Annotated in this window: 11 protein-coding genes and 1 pseudogene; 2 read left to right on the forward strand and 10 right to left on the reverse strand. The window is 50.1% G+C overall.

Annotated features, from left to right (window positions below; genetic code table 11):
• Positions 1–25 precede the first annotated feature (25 nt).
• The 5 genes from GT571_RS03810 to GT571_RS10160 all read right to left on the reverse strand — a co-directional run bounded on the left by GT571_RS03810 (position 26) and on the right by GT571_RS10160 (position 7,784).
• Positions 26–886, reverse strand: a complete 861-nt coding sequence (locus tag GT571_RS03810; RefSeq protein ID WP_158564979.1) for a LicD family protein — start codon at positions 884–886, stop codon at positions 26–28.
• Between the two features lie 4 nt (positions 887–890).
• A complete protein-coding gene (locus GT571_RS03815; protein WP_161155568.1) occupies positions 891–2,135 on the reverse strand; it encodes a lipopolysaccharide biosynthesis protein in 1,245 nt (414 codons plus the stop codon).
• Positions 2,136–2,179: 44 nt separating this feature from the next.
• Positions 2,180–3,127: a glycosyltransferase gene (locus tag GT571_RS03820; protein ID WP_158564977.1), complete on the reverse strand. Its 948-nt coding sequence runs from the start codon at positions 3,125–3,127 to the stop codon at positions 2,180–2,182.
• A 373-nt stretch (positions 3,128–3,500) separates the two neighbouring features.
• Positions 3,501–5,570 carry a L,D-transpeptidase family protein gene (locus GT571_RS03825; protein WP_161155570.1) on the reverse strand — a complete coding sequence of 690 codons (2,070 nt, stop codon included), beginning with the start codon at positions 5,568–5,570 and terminating at the stop codon, positions 3,501–3,503.
• Positions 5,571–5,612: 42 nt separating this feature from the next.
• Positions 5,613–7,784 (reverse strand): NlpC/P60 family protein, encoded by a 2,172-nt coding sequence (locus GT571_RS10160; RefSeq protein ID WP_161155571.1) that lies wholly within the window; start codon positions 7,782–7,784, stop codon positions 5,613–5,615.
• A 165-nt stretch (positions 7,785–7,949) separates the two neighbouring features.
• On the opposite strand from GT571_RS10160, the gene GT571_RS03835 reads away from it, so the two are divergent.
• Both GT571_RS03835 and GT571_RS03840 read left to right on the forward strand, forming a co-directional pair.
• Entirely contained in the window at positions 7,950–9,722 is a 1,773-nt protein-coding gene (locus tag GT571_RS03835) for a phosphotransferase (protein WP_199412404.1), read from the forward strand.
• A gap of 2 nt (positions 9,723–9,724) precedes the next feature.
• Positions 9,725–10,666 carry a DMT family transporter gene (locus tag GT571_RS03840; RefSeq protein ID WP_117798349.1) on the forward strand — a complete coding sequence of 314 codons (942 nt, stop codon included), beginning with the start codon at positions 9,725–9,727 and terminating at the stop codon, positions 10,664–10,666.
• Between the two features lie 61 nt (positions 10,667–10,727).
• Here GT571_RS03840 and GT571_RS03845 read toward each other — a convergent pair whose 3' ends face one another.
• The 5 genes and pseudogenes from GT571_RS03845 to GT571_RS03860 form a co-directional block, all read right to left on the reverse strand.
• Positions 10,728–12,869: a C39 family peptidase gene (locus GT571_RS03845; RefSeq protein WP_161155573.1), complete on the reverse strand. Its 2,142-nt coding sequence runs from the start codon at positions 12,867–12,869 to the stop codon at positions 10,728–10,730.
• 100 nt (positions 12,870–12,969) lie between these two features.
• Positions 12,970–13,923 (reverse strand): PspC-like choline-binding domain-containing protein, encoded by a 954-nt coding sequence (locus GT571_RS10065; RefSeq protein WP_240136134.1) that lies wholly within the window; start codon positions 13,921–13,923, stop codon positions 12,970–12,972.
• 27 nt (positions 13,924–13,950) lie between these two features.
• Positions 13,951–14,703, reverse strand: a pseudogene (locus GT571_RS10255) (glycoside hydrolase family 25 protein); the annotation flags it as partial.
• 262 nt (positions 14,704–14,965) lie between these two features.
• Positions 14,966–17,176 carry an N-acetylmuramoyl-L-alanine amidase family protein gene (locus GT571_RS03855; RefSeq protein ID WP_161155577.1) on the reverse strand — a complete coding sequence of 737 codons (2,211 nt, stop codon included), beginning with the start codon at positions 17,174–17,176 and terminating at the stop codon, positions 14,966–14,968.
• Between the two features lie 80 nt (positions 17,177–17,256).
• A complete protein-coding gene (locus GT571_RS03860) occupies positions 17,257–18,513 on the reverse strand; it encodes a PspC-like choline-binding domain-containing protein (protein WP_161155579.1) in 1,257 nt (418 codons plus the stop codon).
• Positions 18,514–18,608 lie beyond the last annotated feature (95 nt).

The raw sequence follows: 18,608 nt of genomic DNA on the forward strand, positions 1-18,608 counted from the left end.
CTCATCTGGTAAAGATTTCATATCCTTAATTCTGCGCAGTCCAGACTTCACCATCCCCAAAGTCAAGCAGAAGAGGAAGATGGGTATGTCGATTTTCCGGCTCCGGAATTTTCTTCCATTCGCCATACATCGTTGTAAGATATTTATCCGTCATACGAGGAACGGGGAATTCACTGCCTTCGAAAACCGCACTGCTCAGAGGGAAAATCTCTGAAATAGGCACTGGCGCCATATTCGGCCAGCTTAACGTCAGACAATAATCAGAGACCTCACCCGTATTTGAGTCGGCAATACAGGAGTCGAACAAATCCTGGTAAGAGCATGCGCCTCGAGAAACCAGTCGTTCCACTACGTGTATAGCAGAACAACCAATTTGCTCGAGTTGTCCAAGGAACCCTTTATGAGGGACAACAATGGAAGAAGAGTGATATAAATAAGCTCTTTTCTGTGCAATTGATGCAGTTCGGACTTGTTTTGCACGAAGGCGTTTATCTGTATAGAGCTGGTCATATGGAAAGATGTCGACAAAAATACCCATCGAACTGGAAGCCTCTCGAGCCTCCTGATTCTCGAAGCGAGTTTCATCGCGATACACCTTAGCAAACATCGCAGCATAGCCAATAGTATTCCGCGATGTATGGAGCGAATATCCTTCCGGTAAACCATCCTCGGCTAAAGAGCAAAAGCGGTCATAGTCTGAACGCATCATTCCGATATCTATATCATCATCCCAAGGGATAAACCCCCTATGACGCATTGCTCCTAAACATGTTCCGCCATCAAGCCACCACCTGATGCCGTGCTTAGAGCAGAATGCAGCGACAACCTGAAGGATATCCAATTCAGTGTTTTGAAGCTTTAATAGCGCGTGAGCTTTAGACATCATCGGCCTATCTCTTTTCCCCAAACCATTCTTGCGTCTGTTTCCCCAAAACAAAAGACTGATAAATAAGGCAAATAGCATTGGATATAAGCGCCGTTACAGTAGGGCCATTTAAGCCAAACAACACTTGCGCGGGAGCCATGACAGCAACAGCACTGATTAAGGACAATATGCTGCCAACAAATACCCCTCGGTAGTTATCAAGAGAAACCAGCAAATCGTTGACAAACCAAGCAATGCCAGTCAAAAAGGCACAAGCCAACATAGGCTGAAGGAGATCAGAATGTTTGGCTATTCCAGCGCCATAAAACAAAGACAGCAATAATTTGCCGAAAAAGAAAAGCGCAACTGCTGATATGACGCCGACAAATAAAATACCGGCAAGTATTTTACCTATAAGCGTAAAAAAGGACTTTTCCCTAGAATAGTAACGCTCTACTAAATAACCTAATAAAGGATTATAGATATACGTCGCACCCATTTGGATAATTGCCACGGGAGCAGCAACTGATGCATAAATGCCTAGAGCAGAATCTCCGAATGTATAAGATAAATACTGCCTTGGAATATTCGGCGCCGCAGAAGCAGCAATGCCGCCCAGAACGATGGGCAAACAGCCACATAGGAAAGCTCTGACCTTCGCTTGGGTAATTCCAAGTTTGATTGCAGAGATTCGATTTGATCTCGGATAATCGTAAATAACACCGATACCTATAGTCACTACCGTCATTAGCAACAATGCACCTTCGAGGCTATTTAACAGCCCAAAGACAACAATGAACGAAAGGAGAGAACCAATGCCCTGCATTATGAGGGATTTCCCAATATAGTCCATCCTATGGCCAACCTGATCATTGGCATGCATGACATCAATAACTAAGCCGGCGGTTTTATAGAGAGCATACAAAAGAACAGCAGGCACCGTATCAATACGACACGTCGCAATGGAATAGACGGCCAACATTGCAAACGCCATAAACGTAGTAAAGAAACGAAAAGTCAGGTATTGACCAGCAGAGTTTTTCCTTTCAACATCTGCAATTTGTACCGTGTACATCCTGTATTGGGCCAATTGAGAAAACATGTTGAAAATAGACATAGCAAGGGAATAAATTCCAGCAGCACTATATCCATCAGACAGTCGAACGACCAATATAGTGATTAGCCATTGACAGCCTAAATTCGTCAACGAGCCAACGGTATTCCAGAACATATTGTGTTTAATCGAAAGAGTCTTCTCTGTGGCTTCCACAAATATAAGCGCCCTTCTGAACAAGTCGCGATTCGGATACGAAGCTATTTTGCTTCTTTAATCATGTTTAAAATCAAAAGAAACAGCCAATTCGGTACAAGTCGCATAACGATTTCAGCTTTAGCAATGGACGGGCAAGCTCGTCGATATTTAAGCAAGCCAATTATGGAGCGTCGCTCTCTTGCATCGGCGAACCCCATTATTTCCTTTAGGTGCGGTGAATCAGGAAATCTTTCGGCAAATTGCTTAGCTGTATCAACCCTGTTTTTAACTCTTGTTAAATACCAATCATCTTTTGAAGCAACACCCGCAAGGAATCCAGTTTCATTCCCGCCATGTCGACGATACTTAACCAAGGGAGTCGTTGTAAAACTGCACTTCCCCAGTTCGCTGCAGCCCAATGTCAACCACAAATCATGTGCAGTGGATTCCGGAAAGGGAATCATCGACTTAGCAGCACTCGCATCTAGCATGAGAGCCATACCAATGCCGTAGCATACACTTGCAGCCTGAATAGTAATATCCTCTCCGGAGCACCAATTTACTTCAGGCGAATTTGGATGAGCTTTTCTGTAGCTCTCTACCAGCATGTTTCCGTTTTCGTCGATTACCGATCTATCGCAAACATCAAGAATTGAGCCTTCTTCTAGCATATGGTTGAGCGAAACTTGAACTCTGTTAGGCTCCCAAATATCATCTTGATCGCAAAATACTACGTAATCCCCTTCTGCCAAAGAGAGTAGTGCCTCGAACGATTTGACATAACCGAGATTTTTATCGCCATGATAATAACGATAGGCGTTTTTCTTTATATGCTCTTGGATAAACCCCTCTAAAGAGGCCGATTCGGGGCAGTCATTTCTGACCAAAAGCGTAACCGGAAACGTTTGTTCATCAATCGAATCAAGTTGAGCGGCGAAAAACTTAAGATCAGGTTTATATGCTGAAAGAAGTACGCATACGCCTGTACCATTTCCCTTTTCTATTTCCAAAAATCCTCCCAAAGTCATGTTTTCAAGATTAGCAAAGCAATCATTAGAGATTTAAGGTGTTGTTTATTACGCTCAAAAAAGACAGGAGAAGGCTCGGCCTTTAGATAATACATGGCGGCAAATTGAATGGTGCTCCCGTATTTTTTAACACCAACACCGACATCTCGCCCCCCTAGAGGGAGCGAGATGGTTGGCTTTTCAAAATAATCTGAAAAGGAAGCTCGTAGAGAATTAAAATCCTGCGCACCGGAAGTGCATACAGTTTATGACTGCCTTCTCATGAAACCGCTTGCCAAATCAAAGCACCTCAATTGGAAAAGAGTCCCTTAAGAATCAGTGTCTTTCTCCCACCTTTAAAGACACTTGTCCAATATCAATAGGTAACAACCTTTGTTCCATAAGGTATGTTATCGTAAATCCATTTTGCGTTCTGGATCTCAAGGCGCACACATCCTGCAGAGGATGGAACGCCCATCGTGGGATCCATCACCCGGTTACTGTTGACGTAGTAGGGCGAAGAATGGAATAGATAATCACCGTAGAACTGTGTGTAGTAATAGCAAGTATATCCATGCCCAAAGGAGTATCCCTTTCCGTAGACTTGGTACTCCCCTATCACAGTTGGCGTACTGGCTTTTCCCGTCGAACATACATATCGACGGTTTAAGGACCAATTATTCCATGACCCAGTGTAGATGCTCGTGATACAACGCGACGTATCGACAAGTATCAGCCAATTTGTATTGCTTGAATAACTTTGAGCTTTAGCGTCCATATAGTCTGACACCCACGCGCCGTTAGCCATGAAGTAATTCCAGGATCCGTCCACAACGCGCCAGCCAGTAGCCATAGCCCCACTAGCATCAAGCCAATACCAGGTGCCGCCCAAATTGAGCCATCCCGTCTGCATATAACCAGACGAATTCAAGTAATACCAATATCCGTTAACGGCAACCCAACCGGTTTTCATAACGTAAGTAGATGGATCTAAATAGAACCAGGAGCCATCCTTGCTCAGCCAGCCAGATCGTGCATAGCCAGCGGTCTCATCAAAGAAGTACCATTTTCCGTTAACGTTCTGCCAGCCGACGCTCAAGGAGCCATTAGTCGGATCAGCATAGAAAATGCAGCCACCAAGCGTCACGAAACCGCGCGCTTCGACCAATTCGCCATCGCCGTTTGAAGTAAATAACTTCCCATTGCGCAATGTTCCGCACAACGAGCAGTCAGAACCAGCAAAAGCCTTAGACGGACCATCCTGAACCGAGTCCTGGACATCTACCCATTCACGACAAGCAACAGCGCCTGAGCCTTTTGCATAATAGCTTTTCCCATTTACAGAAAAATGCCCGAGCAGCATTTTGCCGTCGACGGCAGGATCAAGATAATAGTATTGGCTACCGTCCTTCAGCCAACCCGTCTTTACAATACCCGATGCATTAGATGGCTCAGCGTAATACCAGTCTCCATCGCTCATAAACCAGCCGAGTGACAGCGCTCCCGTTGAAGAAAAATGATACCGATTCGATCCGATGGAAAAAAAGCCGGTAACCATTCTATTGTCATTTGCGATATCGAGCCAATACCAAGCGCCGTTCACCGAACGCCAGCCCGACGCAAGTGCGCCGGAACCGTCTGCGTAATACCAGTCCGTACCATCAAACGCCCAACCAACAGCCATTGCACCGGAATCCGATAAATAATAACGTGATGAGCCAACGGAAACGATTCCCCTAGACATAGCACCATCATTGGCGGGATCAAGCCAATACCAGTTATTGCCAGTTTGAAGCCAACCGGTTAAGACTTCACCATTGCTACCCCAATACCATAAACCGTTATCAAGACACCATCCATTAATCAGTCCATAGGTTCCAAGAAGATAAGGATGCCCATCGATAACACGTCGCCCAGTAACCATGGAACAGCCGTCACGGGAGTCAAACCAGTACCATTGGCCTCCGATAAGCTGCCAACCATTTGCCAAAGCGCCTGATGGACTCGCGTAATACCACTTATTGTCAGTAAAAATCCAGCCGCAACTCATCGCGCCGTCACGAGCGGGGTCCAAATAAAACAACGAGCCGTCAACATTCTGCATTCCGGTCAAACGGCAGTCGTCAAGATAGTAATACCAGGACAAACCGTCCCATTGCCATCCAGATAGTTTTTCCGTCGTCGACGAGTCTTGGCTTTCGACAACCTGTGGATTCGAATCTTCCGCTGTTTTGCCAGCATAATCGTTGGAATCTTGAGCGAGACCGCCGCCGACAAAAGCACCCGACCCTTCCGTCGAGTCGCGCTCTACGATATCGTTATCCGCCCCCTCTTCCACGGCATAAGCAGTGCAAGAAAACGCGGGGGCGAAAACCGAGAGCGAGGCGGATAGTAACACCAAGCCGATTGCTCGCCAGCAAATTCGATGATCAATCCGAGCATTCATTTCAGGCCCCCAACCGGTACCGACTGTCTTACAAGGAATCAATTAGATAAACGGACGGGCTGCGCCGATCACATTTCCCCTAGCGCTGACGGGATGAATACCGACACCCTGATGAGGCCAGGAGTCAATCATCATACCGCCGCCAAGTGCGATTGCGATATGCCCGCGATAATAAATCACATCGCCACGCTGAATCGAGCTGGTGCTCACGGGCATAAAGATGTTGCTTCGATACCAATTCATCGAATTGTAGGTTTGGCTTGGATCCCAGCGATGGTTATAAGGGTTGTAAACACCCATATCCATGCCAGTAGCATAAAGACATTGCAAGACAAAACCAGAGCAATCAACAGCCCCGCCGGGAGCGGTAGACCAAGGCTCAATATATTGCGTACCGATATATTCGTAAGCACGCTGAATAAAGGCATTCACGCAATCTTCCCGCGTCGCTTCGACAGAAATGCGAGAAGGAGTCACATAGGTAAAGTAGCCAGTGCAGTAGCTAGGCAACTGAACAGTCCAAGAGCTGACCTGGGGATACTGCGGAGGATTTTGCCAGCCAACCTTGTCGCACTGGCCATCGCTCCAGAAAATTCGACGCACGCCATCGATGGTTCTTGCGCCTGTTGCCATAGCACCGCTGCCGTCTAGCCAATACCACTTACCCGAATCTTTAAGCCAGCCAACATGCATGCTGCCGTTGGAGTCAAGGTAATACCATGTTCCATTGAGGCATTTCCAACCAGTTGCCATTTTTCCGTCGGCGTTTAGGTAATACCATGCACCGTCAGTAAAAACCCATCCAGTTTTCATCGCACCAGAATCGGCATCAAGCCAATACCAATCGCCATCAATCTGCAGCCATCCACGATGAATGACGCCCGTTCCGGGCTCAGCATAAAACCTTTGATTTGCAACATTAACCCAACCGGACGCAACCTGCCAGCCATCAGCTCCAGCTGTTTTTAGGATAGTACCGTTTTCGCGGATCACATCTTTGCAAAGATATCCATTGCCATCGGCATATCTTTCTACGCCGTCTTTAACGGTAATCCAGCTTGACACCACAAGTCTACCGCTCAGGTTTGCGAAACAATCGTTGCCGCCCACCTCAAATAAGCCCGTTTTCATGAGATGGCTAGCAGGGTCCAGGTAATACCAACTCACGCCCTCTTTATACCAGCCAGAAATAAGCGCGCCAGATTCAGAGGCAAAATACCAGCCGTCCTCGGACTGAGCCCAACCAATAGCCATAGTCCCATTCGAATTCAAATAATATGCTGCATTGCCAAGGTCTAAATACCCAACAGACATTTTGCCGTCGGAAGCCGGATCGAGATAATACCAGGTTCCGTTAACGAGTTGCCAGCCAGTGACCGCAATACCATTAGAGCAGTAATACCAATCTACTCCATCTTTGAACCATCCATTTACGAGGCCATAGTCGCCAAAAATGTAGGTACTTCCATCGATCTCGTGACGACCTTTGAACATAGCCAGCGTCTGAGAGTCAAAATAATAGCGAGTCCCACCTATCGTCTGCCATGACGAAGCAAGTGCGCCCGATGGATATGCCCAGTACCAATTCCCGTCAACGAGAATCCAGCCGGTTTTCATAGCACCAGTGGCATCTAAATAGTATTTCCCGCTCCCGAGGTCGACAAAACCAACCTGCATTATATGGGTGGCAGGATTCAGGTAATACCATGTGCCGTCTTGATAAAACCAATCAGCAGCTAAATCGCCTCCAGCATTGGCATAAAACCAATTTCCATCTGAGTTACGTAGCCAGCAGTTCTGATATAGCGCGCCAAAAGGCGTTGCGGCATTGCCGTCATTCGCATAAAACGAAGCAGTCGATCCGCCAGCATCGGTCACATTGAAATAACCTGTCTGCATTGCACCATCATTGGCCGGATCAAGCCAATACCAATAGCCCCCGCTTTGCAGCCAGCCAGTTTGGTGTTTACCGTTTTTTCCGTAATACCAAACTCCGGACGACTCGTCTCGTTGCCAGCCATCTTTTATGACGGAAGAATTATCAGGTTGCAAATCATCGGAAACCACAGAAGAAAAATCCGCTTTTGACTCAATACTCTGAGCCTCAACGGAATCCTGTGCAAACGCGACATTCGCACTCAGGGGCAAGCAGCAAGCAGTGATTAATGACGCAGCAGCACAAACAAGCGTGGCCTTCTTTTCGAATCGATACATAAGCGACCCTCCCAGATATCCTATTTAGTTATTTTAATCCACCTTTCGAGATTGATTTTCGCTACTTTCTGTTCAGTCTATGTAGCTAAATACAATTGATTGAACATATCGTTCAATCATTCTATTCTTTTCCTAAGCAATGAACATCTTAATTGGAGGCCTGCAGTGGAACTGACCAAGCGTAACTTTACAGTTCTGTACGAATACCTAAAGAACCCATATGCCAGCCAGCGAGAAGTTGCCGAGCGCACCGGCCTTTCACTTGGATCAGTAAACGCAGCGAATAAAGAGCTCACGAATGAGGGGCTTCTCGAATCGGACAGCCTAACCGACGGCGGTTACGAAGCGCTTCATCCCTATAAGGTTGAAAACGCAGTGATATTGGCTGCGGGGCTTTCGAGCCGCTTTGCTCCCATTTCGTATGAAAAGCCCAAAGGCCTTTTAAAAGTACGTGGTGAGATCCTCATTGAGCGACAGATTAGGCAGCTGCAAGACGCAGGTATCAGCAATATCACCGTCGTTGTCGGCTATAAAAAAGAATATTTCTTCTATCTCGAAAGCAAGTTCGGCGTCTCGATTGTCGTCAACAACGAATATGCATCCAAAAATAACCACGCATCGCTTATGTGCGTAAAAGAGCGGCTTGGCAACACCTATATTTGCTCAAGCGATGATTACCTTCTAAACAATCCGTTCGAAGCATACGTTTGGAAAGCATTTTATTCTGCTCAATATGCTGAAGGCGCCACCAAAGAATGGTGCATTCAAACCGGAGCAATGGACAGAATTACCAATGTTACGATTGGCGGTTCCGATGCTTGGTATATGCTCGGACATGTCTACTTTGATAAAGCCTTCTCGCTTGCATTTAAGCAGATTCTCGAAACGGAATATAACAAGCCCGAAACAACGGACAAGCTTTGGGAAGATCTATATATCGAGCACATCAAGGAGCTCGATATGGTTATCAAGAAGTATCCTGAGGGCGAGATCAACGAATTCGATTCTCTTGATGAGCTGCGTGCCTTTGATCCGCATTTTATCGAAAACGTTGACTCCGATATTTTCGATAACATCGAGCAAGTGCTCGGCTGCTCCAAATCAGAGATTCACGACGTTTATCCCCTTAAACAAGGTCTTACGAATCTATCGTGCCACTTTAGAACCAATGACGGAGAGTACGTTTACCGCCATCCGGGAGTCGGGACCGAACTGCTTATTAACAGAAATGGAGAAGTAGCCGCACTTAAAAAGGCCAAGGAGCTCGGCCTTGACGACACGTTCATTCATGAGGACCCAAAGCGTGGTTGGAAAATTTCGAAGTTTGTACCCAACGCAAAGCAGCCTGACCCGCATGATCCTGCCCAAATGAATCGAATGATGCAGATGTGTCGTTCGCTTCACGAGAGTGGTGCAAATGTTGAAACCGAATTTGACTTCTACCTCGAAGCGAAGCGCTACGAATCACTTCTTCTGGAAAAAGGTCCCATCGACATTCCAGGCTACAGGGAAATGTCCGCCGAAATCGATGAATTGGAGCACTTTGTACAGGCCGATAATGCACCAAAATGCCTTTGCCACAATGACTTCTTTTACCTCAATTTCCTTATCGATGAGAACGACAAGTACTATCTCATTGACTGGGAATATGCTGGCATGAGCGATTACGCAAACGATTTTGGAACATGCAGTGTCTGCTGCGAGCTTTCCGAAGATGAAGTCGACCGCGCGCTTGATGCATATTTTGGGCGCAAGGCAACAAACAACGAAATTGCGCATAACTATGCGCACATTGCCCTTGCAGGATGGTGCTGGTACCTCTGGTCTCTTCTGAAAGAAGCCGAAGGCGACTTCGTGGGCGAATGGCTCTATATCTACTTCAATTACGGTGCCAAATACCTCAAAAAGGCACTGGAGATCTATCGGAAAGGTGAGTAACGATGCAATTCGGCTTTTTTAGCGGTCTTCTTTGGGGCCTTGATACAGTAATTCTTGGAATCGGCTTGGCGCTTGCGCCCTATATTGGATCGGCGGAAGCGCTTGCATGCGCCTCCATTGCGGGATCCTTTCTCCATGATGCCTTCTGTGCAATTTGGCTCTTTGGCTACATGGGAGTCCGAGGCAGACTAAAAGACACGCTCGCTGCACTTAAAACTCGTTCGGGCAAGGTCGTCATCGCCGGCGCCCTACTCGGTGGACCTATCGGAATGACCGGCTACGTATTGGCAATTAATAACATCGGAGCTGCCTACACGGCAATCATCTCCGCCTTCTATCCCGCAGTCGGAGCATTCCTTTCCTTCGTACTGCTGAAGGAGAAAATGGGCAAAGGCCAGATTCTTTCCCTTCTCGTTGCTCTTTGCGGCGTAATGACGATGGGCTATCTATCGGCCGGGTCGAGTGAGATTGCAAATGCCCCCCTCGGCTTACTCGGGGCGGTGCTTGCCGTTATTGGATGGGGATCCGAAGCGGTGCTGTGCGCATGGGGAATGAAAGATGATGCCGTTGATGACGAAACGGCTTTGCAAATCCGCGAAACTACAAGTGCACTTGTTTATGGAGTGCTCGTACTCCCCCTCTTCGGAGCATGGCATTTCACGTTGGGCGCTATCCCAAGCATGCCCACATTGATTATTGCACTCGCCGGACTCGCAGGAACTGCATCCTATCTGTTCTATTACAAGGGCATTGCGGCAATCGGAGCAGCGCGTGCGATGGCTCTGAATATCTCCTATTCGGCATGGTCAGTGGTCTTTGGCCTGATCTTGCTTGGAACAATTCCCGACATGGCATCCGTAATCTGCTGCGTTGTAATTGTATGCGGAACAGTTTTGGCAGCCAGTAACTGGGACGAACTATTTGGACGTAAGAAGACGGCGTAGCTAGATTAACAAAGTAGCAAAAGGGGAGAGCTCGTCGAGCTCTCCCCTTTTAGCATCATGGCTATTCAATTACCACGGCCTGGCTATCCATCTGTTGCCACGTGCCGAAGAACACTTGGGCATTTCGCGTAACATTGCCGTTAATCGAATCCGAAAGATAGACAATTCCCTGCTCGTCATCATAGCCTTTAAGGACTACGGCATGATTACCGCCCCACAGACCATAGGAATGCCCGTTATACCAACGCGCAGCATAACGGCCTCCTGGCCAACTTCCCCATTCGGTATTCCACATCTCAACAGGTTGACCACAGGTCAGCCTGTTCTTAATGGAAGAAATTGACGAGAAAGAAACGTCTTTTGCCTGCTTGCCACTTCCAGCAGCACGCAGAAAGTTATTACCAGCAATAGTAATCGCAGGTGCGACGCATCCCATGAGACCCCCGCTGCTACGCCTTGGATTGCCATCAAAAGCGGTAACAAAATTGCCATTGCTTCCCTTGGGCAAATAGTAATCCGCAATAATCGTCTTACCTAAACCGAAACCATAGTAGTTAAGCAAGTTTGTAAGGGCAACCGACTCACAGCCAGTAGGAAGTTCCGGGTACTGCGAATAGCACGGGACATCGACCCAAGCGCCAACCATTGCGCCGGATGAACTGAACTTGTAGTCAGTAGAGCCGATCCAATACCAACCGTTACTCAACATTACTCCCCCACGTGCGACATCAAGGTAATACCATGTGCCCCCAAGGGAAAGCCATCCCGTTTTCATCGCGCCAGAAGCGGAATCCAGCCAGTACCAGTTGCTGCCATCGTTAAGCCAGCCGGTCGCCATTCGACCATCCGGGTTAAAGTAATACCAAGACCCAGCAATTTGCTGCCACCCAGTCAGAATTACTCCACTAGCAGAACAATAATATCGAGCACCCTGACTCTCAATCCAACCAGTTCTGGCATTACCGTCGTCGTCAATCAGCTGGATTCCCGAATCGGTCATGATGCCTTTAAGGTCAATTGCGCCGCTGGATGACGAATGATACATCCAAGACCCATCACCGTTTGACCAGCAATTAGCCATCATCTTGCCGGTACTATTAAATATGTATTCACATGATCCGATAGTTTGAACGCCCGTGGCCATGGCGTGCGTCGAGGGATCGAGCCAGTACCACGCACCGTTTAGGTTGAGCCAGCCGGAGGCGAGGGCGCCGGAGCCAGTCGCGTAGTACCAGGTCCCGCCGTCGAGGACCCATCCGGTCGCCATCGCGCCGGAGGCGCTGAACCAGTACGCTGAGCCGTTGCACGCGTGGAGGCCCGTCACCATGGCGCCGCCCGCGTCGGGGTCGAGCCAGTACCAGGAACCGCCGGTGTAAAGCCAGCCGGTCGAGGCGATACCGTCAGCGAACCAGTACCAGGAGCCGTCGACGAGGCCCCAGCCGTTAAGGGGGCCGCAGCTGCCGAAGTAGCGGCGGACGCCCTGCGCGTCCGTCTGGTAGCCCGTCAGCATGGCACCCGTCCGGGCGTCGAAGCAGTAGGGCACGCCGCCGACGGATACGGGGCCGCGCGCCAGCGCGCCGGAGCCAGTCGCGTAGTACCAGGTCCCGCCGTCGAGGACCCACCCGGTCGACATCGCGCCGGACGAATTAAACCAGTACAGGGAGCCGTTGCACTCGTGAAGGCCGGTAGCCATGGCATGGGTGGAGGGATCAAGCCAGTACCAGGCGCTGCCGACGTAGGCCCAACCGGAGGCGAGGGCGCCGGAGCCCGTCGTGTAGTACCAGGTACCGCCGTCGAGGACCCACCCGGTCGCCATCGCGCCGGAGGCGTCAAACCAGTACGCGGAGCCATTGCACTCATGGAGCCCAATGGCCATGGCATGCGTCGAGGGGTCGAGCCAATACCAGGCCCCATTGGTATAGAGCCAGCCAGAATGCAACGAGACCGGATTGACTGAATCCACATAGAACCAGTTGCCGTCAAACGAATTCCAACCCAGATTCCATTTAACGGATTCTTGAGCAGGACCATCATCAATTGAATCGGAAGGAGAAAGAGTCGAGGGGACGGATTGCCGCTCAAAATCAGTAGGGATGGAGGAGCTTATGGGTTCTGCGTTCGCGATATCAACCACACCGGGTCCAGCGAGCAGTAGAGTTGAAAGAATGATTAGGATTAATGTTATTTGCTTTTTCCTTGCCATGTGCAGCCCCCAGTAGTTACCGATTTTTATATAAACATAGTCTACAAATGGATAGCTAAGAGCAATATGTAATTAGAAAAAAGCAATTAAGGAAGAGTTGCTAGCCGAGCCAAGCGCCATTACTAGCAAAAGAGTATTTCACCCCATCGATTTCTTGAACACCCGTAGTCATAGCGTGCGTCGAGGGGTCAAGCCAGTACCAGGCGCCGCCGACGTAGGCCCAGCCGGAGGTGAGGGCGCCGGAGCTCGTCGCGTAGTACCATGTGCCGCCGTCGAGGACCCATCCGGTCGCCATCGAGCCGGAGCCGTTGAACCAGTACATGGAGCCGTTGCACCCATGGAGCCCGGTGGCCATGGCGTGCGTCGAGGGATCGAGCCAGTACCACGCACCGTTTAGGCTGAGCCAGCCGGAGGCGAGGGCGCCGGAGCCAGTCGCGTAGTACCAGGTGCCGCCGTCGAGGACCCATCCGGTCGCCATCGCGCCGGAGGCGCTGAACCAGTACGCTGAGCCGTTGCACGCGTGGAGGCCCGTCACCATGGCGCCGCCCGCGTCGGGGTCGAGCCAGTACCAGGAACCGCCGGTGTAAAGCCAGCCGGTCGAGGCGATACCGTCAGCGAACCAGTACCAGGAGCCGTCGACGAGGCCCCAGCCGTTAAGGGGGCCGCAGCTGCCGAAGTAGCGGCGGACGCCCTGCGCGTCCGTCTGGTAGCCCGTCAGCATGGCACCCGTCCGGGCGTCGAAGCAGTAGGGCACGCCGCCGACGGATACGGGGCCGCGCGCCAGCGCGCCGGAGCCAGTCGCGTAGTACCAGGTCCCGCCGTCGAGGACCCACCCGGTCGACATCGCGCCGGACGAATTAAACCAGTACAGGGAGCCGTTGCACTCGTGAAGGCCGGTAGCCATGGCACCGCCCACGTCGGGCTCGAGCCAGTACCAGGTGCCACCCTGGCACAACCATCCGGTATACGCTTTGCCGTCAGAGGTTGCGTAATACCAAGTGCCCTCTTTTAACTGCCAGTAATAAAGAGAGACATCAACATACGCGTAATTCATATCAACGTTTCCGCTAATACCAGAAACTTTTCCGCGGCTTGTATACTGCCAAAAGCTGTAACTGCCGGTATAGTGACATTGGGAGTTGTATTGAGCAATCCAATGATCCCAAGAACCGCTCTTAAATACAGGGTCGGTCAATATATTGTTAAACCAATTTAGGTTTGCATAAATGCCTGGCTTATATCCAGCACTAGAAATCTTATTACAGAATATCTGAGCTCTAGATGCAATTCCGGATTGACGGCCATCTGCAATAATTGTCTTGTCCTCAAGATCGTAATACACCGGTAGCCTAGGATTGCGCCCCGATAGGCAGTCAATCACCATGGACGCCTCATCGGCTGCCTGTTGATTATCAAAAGCATATGAATAGATATAGACGCCGTAAGGAATTCCGAGTCGCTCGCACTCAGAAATATTTCGATTAAATTGATAGTCAACTCGACCGCCCCAAGATGGAGCGCCAAATCCAACACGCAGTATAGCGAAATCGATACCAGAAGCCTTAACAGCATTCCAGTCAATACGTCCTTGATGCTCACTGACATCGATGCCCTGCGCCGTAGCCCCATCGGGAAGAATGTCCATGGACAATAAGGCTATTCCATCTTCTTCGGAAGAAGCATCCTCTGCGACCAATTGTCCATCCTCATAACGCCAGGAATTCTCAACTAGGGACCGCGCAGCTTCCGCGTTCGAGGGAAAAACAAACACAGAAATGGGCGCAAGGACCATCAGCACCAACAATGCCGAAAATAACTTAAGATGTTTGCTCATGTAAACCTCGTCATTCGTTCTTGTTTGCGTCTAGCTTACAGCATGGCTGTGAAAGATTTCCGAACATCCAACTGGACAAGGCGCCATCTAGGACGACAAATAACTGCACGCAATACCACAATGTAAACAAGAACTTCCCAGCAAGGTGAAACCAAGGACTACTGGTCCCTACTCTTTGCCCAAAGAATGCCGACATCAGTTAGCTTTCAAACTAGATGTCAAAAAGGCAGGGGGCCCAGAGAGTCCCCTACAACTCGGAATTCTAACGAATCAATATTACTTTCGATGGACCCAAAGCAATCAAACCAGAAATACGGTTTCCATAACCGTCACTATGCCAAAACAAGTTTTCGCTCGGCGAATTGCCCCAGAAAAAACCGATATGACTATCGTCCGCATATGGATTGTAAGGATTGAAAAATACAATATCCCCCTTACGAGCCAAACCACTACGCAACAACTCATCAATAGAGTTGAAATAAGTCACGTTCGCGCATGTATCGATAGCGTAGCCATACCAACGATACGCGTTAACGCAGCCGCCCCTTCCGGGACCCCCACTCCAAGGCGAATGGCTCTGCTCAGCGGCAATGGGAGCTAAATTACCGCCCGCCTTCATATATGCATGCGATACAAATCCGCCGCAGTTCATACCGGTATACCCGTCCCAACGAGGATCACCCTTTGGATACATGCATGACTCTTGGCTAAGATGCGTATCATAGCGTGTTCCACGGTAATAGCCGTCGTTTTCGTGGCTCATAAGCCAATTGACCAGGCTGGACCTATTGACCCCCAAAACAGAACCAGACGTATTCAACCATGCACCGCTTGCATTGAAGTAGTAGTCAACGCCATCGATTTTCAGCCACCCATTAGCAAACATGGCACCCGAAGGCTGGAGCCAGTACCACGTACCGCCGTCATTAAGCCATCCAGTTTTCATCTTGAATGTGGAAGGGTCCATCCAATACCACGCACCGTTGACATATTGCCAACCAGACTTAAGGACACCATTGGAAGATGCGTAGTACCAAGTATTACCGTTTTCATCAGAAGCGTCATTCGACATAATCCAACCAGATGCCACATTAACGACACCGTTTGCGTCCGCATAGAAAACTGCGTCTCCAATATGAATTGCACCTGGCAATGAAGACAAGTCGGCACGATCGGCGATTACGGGAGATCCATCAGATGAAGTAGGCAACGGCTCGCTCAGTGCTCCAGACGAATTCGCCCATGACATACCGTCGCTCAAGTTGATCCAGCACGAAGATGCCATCGCACCAGAATCATAAGAATAATAGCGCGTGTCGCCTACCGTATATTCACCAGTACGCATTGCGCCGGACACCTCATCAAGGTAATACCAGGCGCTTCCGGACTTTATCCATCGCCCTCGTTGAATTGCTCCGCTTGATGCGGCGTAGTACCAAGTATTATCAGCAAGTGCCCAGCCTGTTGCCATGGCACCTGAACTCGTAAGGAAATAGGAGGATGTACCCACTTGCACAAAGCCCGTGAGCATAATATGGCTTCCTGGATCCAGGTAATACCAAGAATTCCCTAGAAGTAACCAGCCTCCATGCAGCAAGCCGTTGGAGTCAGCGTAATACCAGTTGTTGTCAATAAGCGCCCACTGGGAGGAGAGCATGGCCCCCGATCCGTTAAAGATATAAGGGGTTCCATTGCATGCATTCAACCCGGTGGCCATAGAACCGTCCGCAGGATCAAGCCAATACCAACGGCCCCCATCCGAGAGCCAGCCCTTTACCAGGGCGCCAGAGCCGGAAAAATAATGCCAGACGGAAGCATCAAGATGCCATCCGATAAGCATTGCGCCAGAAGAGGAGAATCCATACGTAGCTCCCCCGATCTGCAGCATCGAGTCGTGGACCATCTTGCCTTCATCATCCAGCCAATACCAGTTGTTGCCGTCTGAAAGCCAGCCTTTTACCATGGCGCCAGAACTGGAGAAATAACGCCAAGCAAAAGTGGAGCCCGTAGAATCTAGGTACCAGCCGACACGCATTGCACCCGAAGAGGAGAATCCATAAGTCGCACCCCCGACTTGGACCAATCCATCCTGAGCCATTCGACCTTCGTCGTCGAACCAGTACCAGCTACCGTTTATATGTCTCCAAGAAGAAACAGCGATCGTTCCGTCGGACAAGCCCCAACGCCAAAAACCAGCCCCTTCTTCGGGTGATATCCACCCCTGATGCCAAACAATTTGATTCGAAACCTCAGAAGGGATCTCATTATCCATCTGAGAGTTCTGCTCGACAGCGAAGGTCGATTCGCGCTGAACATCAACGCCTGACTCGACAGAAGCAATAGCAACGTTAGATGCGGGACCTTCGTCAGTGTTATTCAAATCAAGGGCGTATAACATCGAGGGCGAACCCAAAAGGAGCCCCAAAGAAACAAGGCCCGAAAAGACCAGCACCCCGAATGACCATTTCTTCATAGCAGCACAGTATCCAATCACGCAGTGGCCCCGTCACCTCAGGGCAACGGGGCCTCAATCAAAACTAGCTCAGTAATGTACTAGCCAATTTGCTGGCAGTTTTTGCACTCTCGTGAAGCGCCACGCCTCTGGGCCTCCTGGATAGAGATCTGCGAATAGCCCTTTGCGTCCTTGCCAACGGTACGGCACTTATGCGTATGGTAAACATGGCTACCGCTCTTGTACCAAACTAAACCGTAGCCCGGAATCCACTTGCCGTCCTCGCCGACATAGTAGGAGCCAACCCAGGCATTCGTAGCCATGGCACCGGAAGACTGGAGGTAGTAGTCGCCGACCCAGGCGTCGTGGGCCATAGCGCCGGAACCGCTAAAGTAGTACCAGGCGCCGCCGACCTGACGCCAGCCGGTGGCCATCGCGCCGGAATCGTCGAACCAGTACCAAACTCCACCAACGTTAGCCCAAGAGTTAGAGGCCATAGCGCCCGAACCTCCGAGCCAATACCACGTGCCGCCATTGCTGAGCCAGCCGGTTGCCATGGCGCCCGAACCGCTCGCATAGTACCAAGAGCCGCCTGCCAAGAACCAGCCAGTGGCCATTGCACCGGAGTCGCCGAACCAGTACCAGGAGCCGCCGAGGCTGCGCCAGCTGTTAGCGACCATGGCGCCCGAACCGTCGAGGTAGTACCACGTACCGCCGATGTTGAGCCAGCCAGTGGCCATCGCACCGGAAGCGTTGGCGTAGTACCACGTCCCCGAAACGTTGATCCAGCCGGTCAGCATGACACCATACTCGTCGAAATAATACCAAGTTCCACCGATATTATGCCAACCGGTCAGCAGTTCGCCACTGGAGGTCGCATAGAACCACTTTCCATAGATGGAGTCATAGAGCCAGCCGCTATGCTGCATGCGGCCATCGGCGTTGGCACCAGGGGTGTTCAGGAAGTAGTTCTTGCCGTCAATCTGAACTCGGCCGTATGCCATATCATGGCTTTCGGGGTAGAAGTAATACTTGTCCCCACCGATAGACTGCCAGCCCGACACCGCGATCCCGTCAGCGCCAAAATAGTACCAGACAGCTTCGTATTCGTTATGCCACTGGTTCGTGACCATGGCGCCAGTTTCGGGATCGAAATAGCGAAGGTTGCCGTCCTCGCACCGAACGAGTCCAGTCTTCGGACGACCGTCGGAACACCATTCCGTAATCGGTCCACCGTCTCCGCCACCGCCAGCAATATCAGCAAATGAGGGCACCGGGGCAACCGTCATGCAGGCAGCGGCAAATGCAACAACTCCCAGCACTGTTAGTCCGCGCCATCTTTCTCGAAGGTTTTTCATACGACATCCTTTCTCCGAGATTTAAGGCTCTCTTAAGTTATTTTTAAACTATCAATTCAGTATTTCAACGGGAAATCGATAAAAGGTGTCTTTGT

Source organism: Collinsella aerofaciens (assembly GCF_009876115.1).
GTDB classification, from domain to species: domain Bacteria; phylum Actinomycetota; class Coriobacteriia; order Coriobacteriales; family Coriobacteriaceae; genus Collinsella; species Collinsella aerofaciens_N.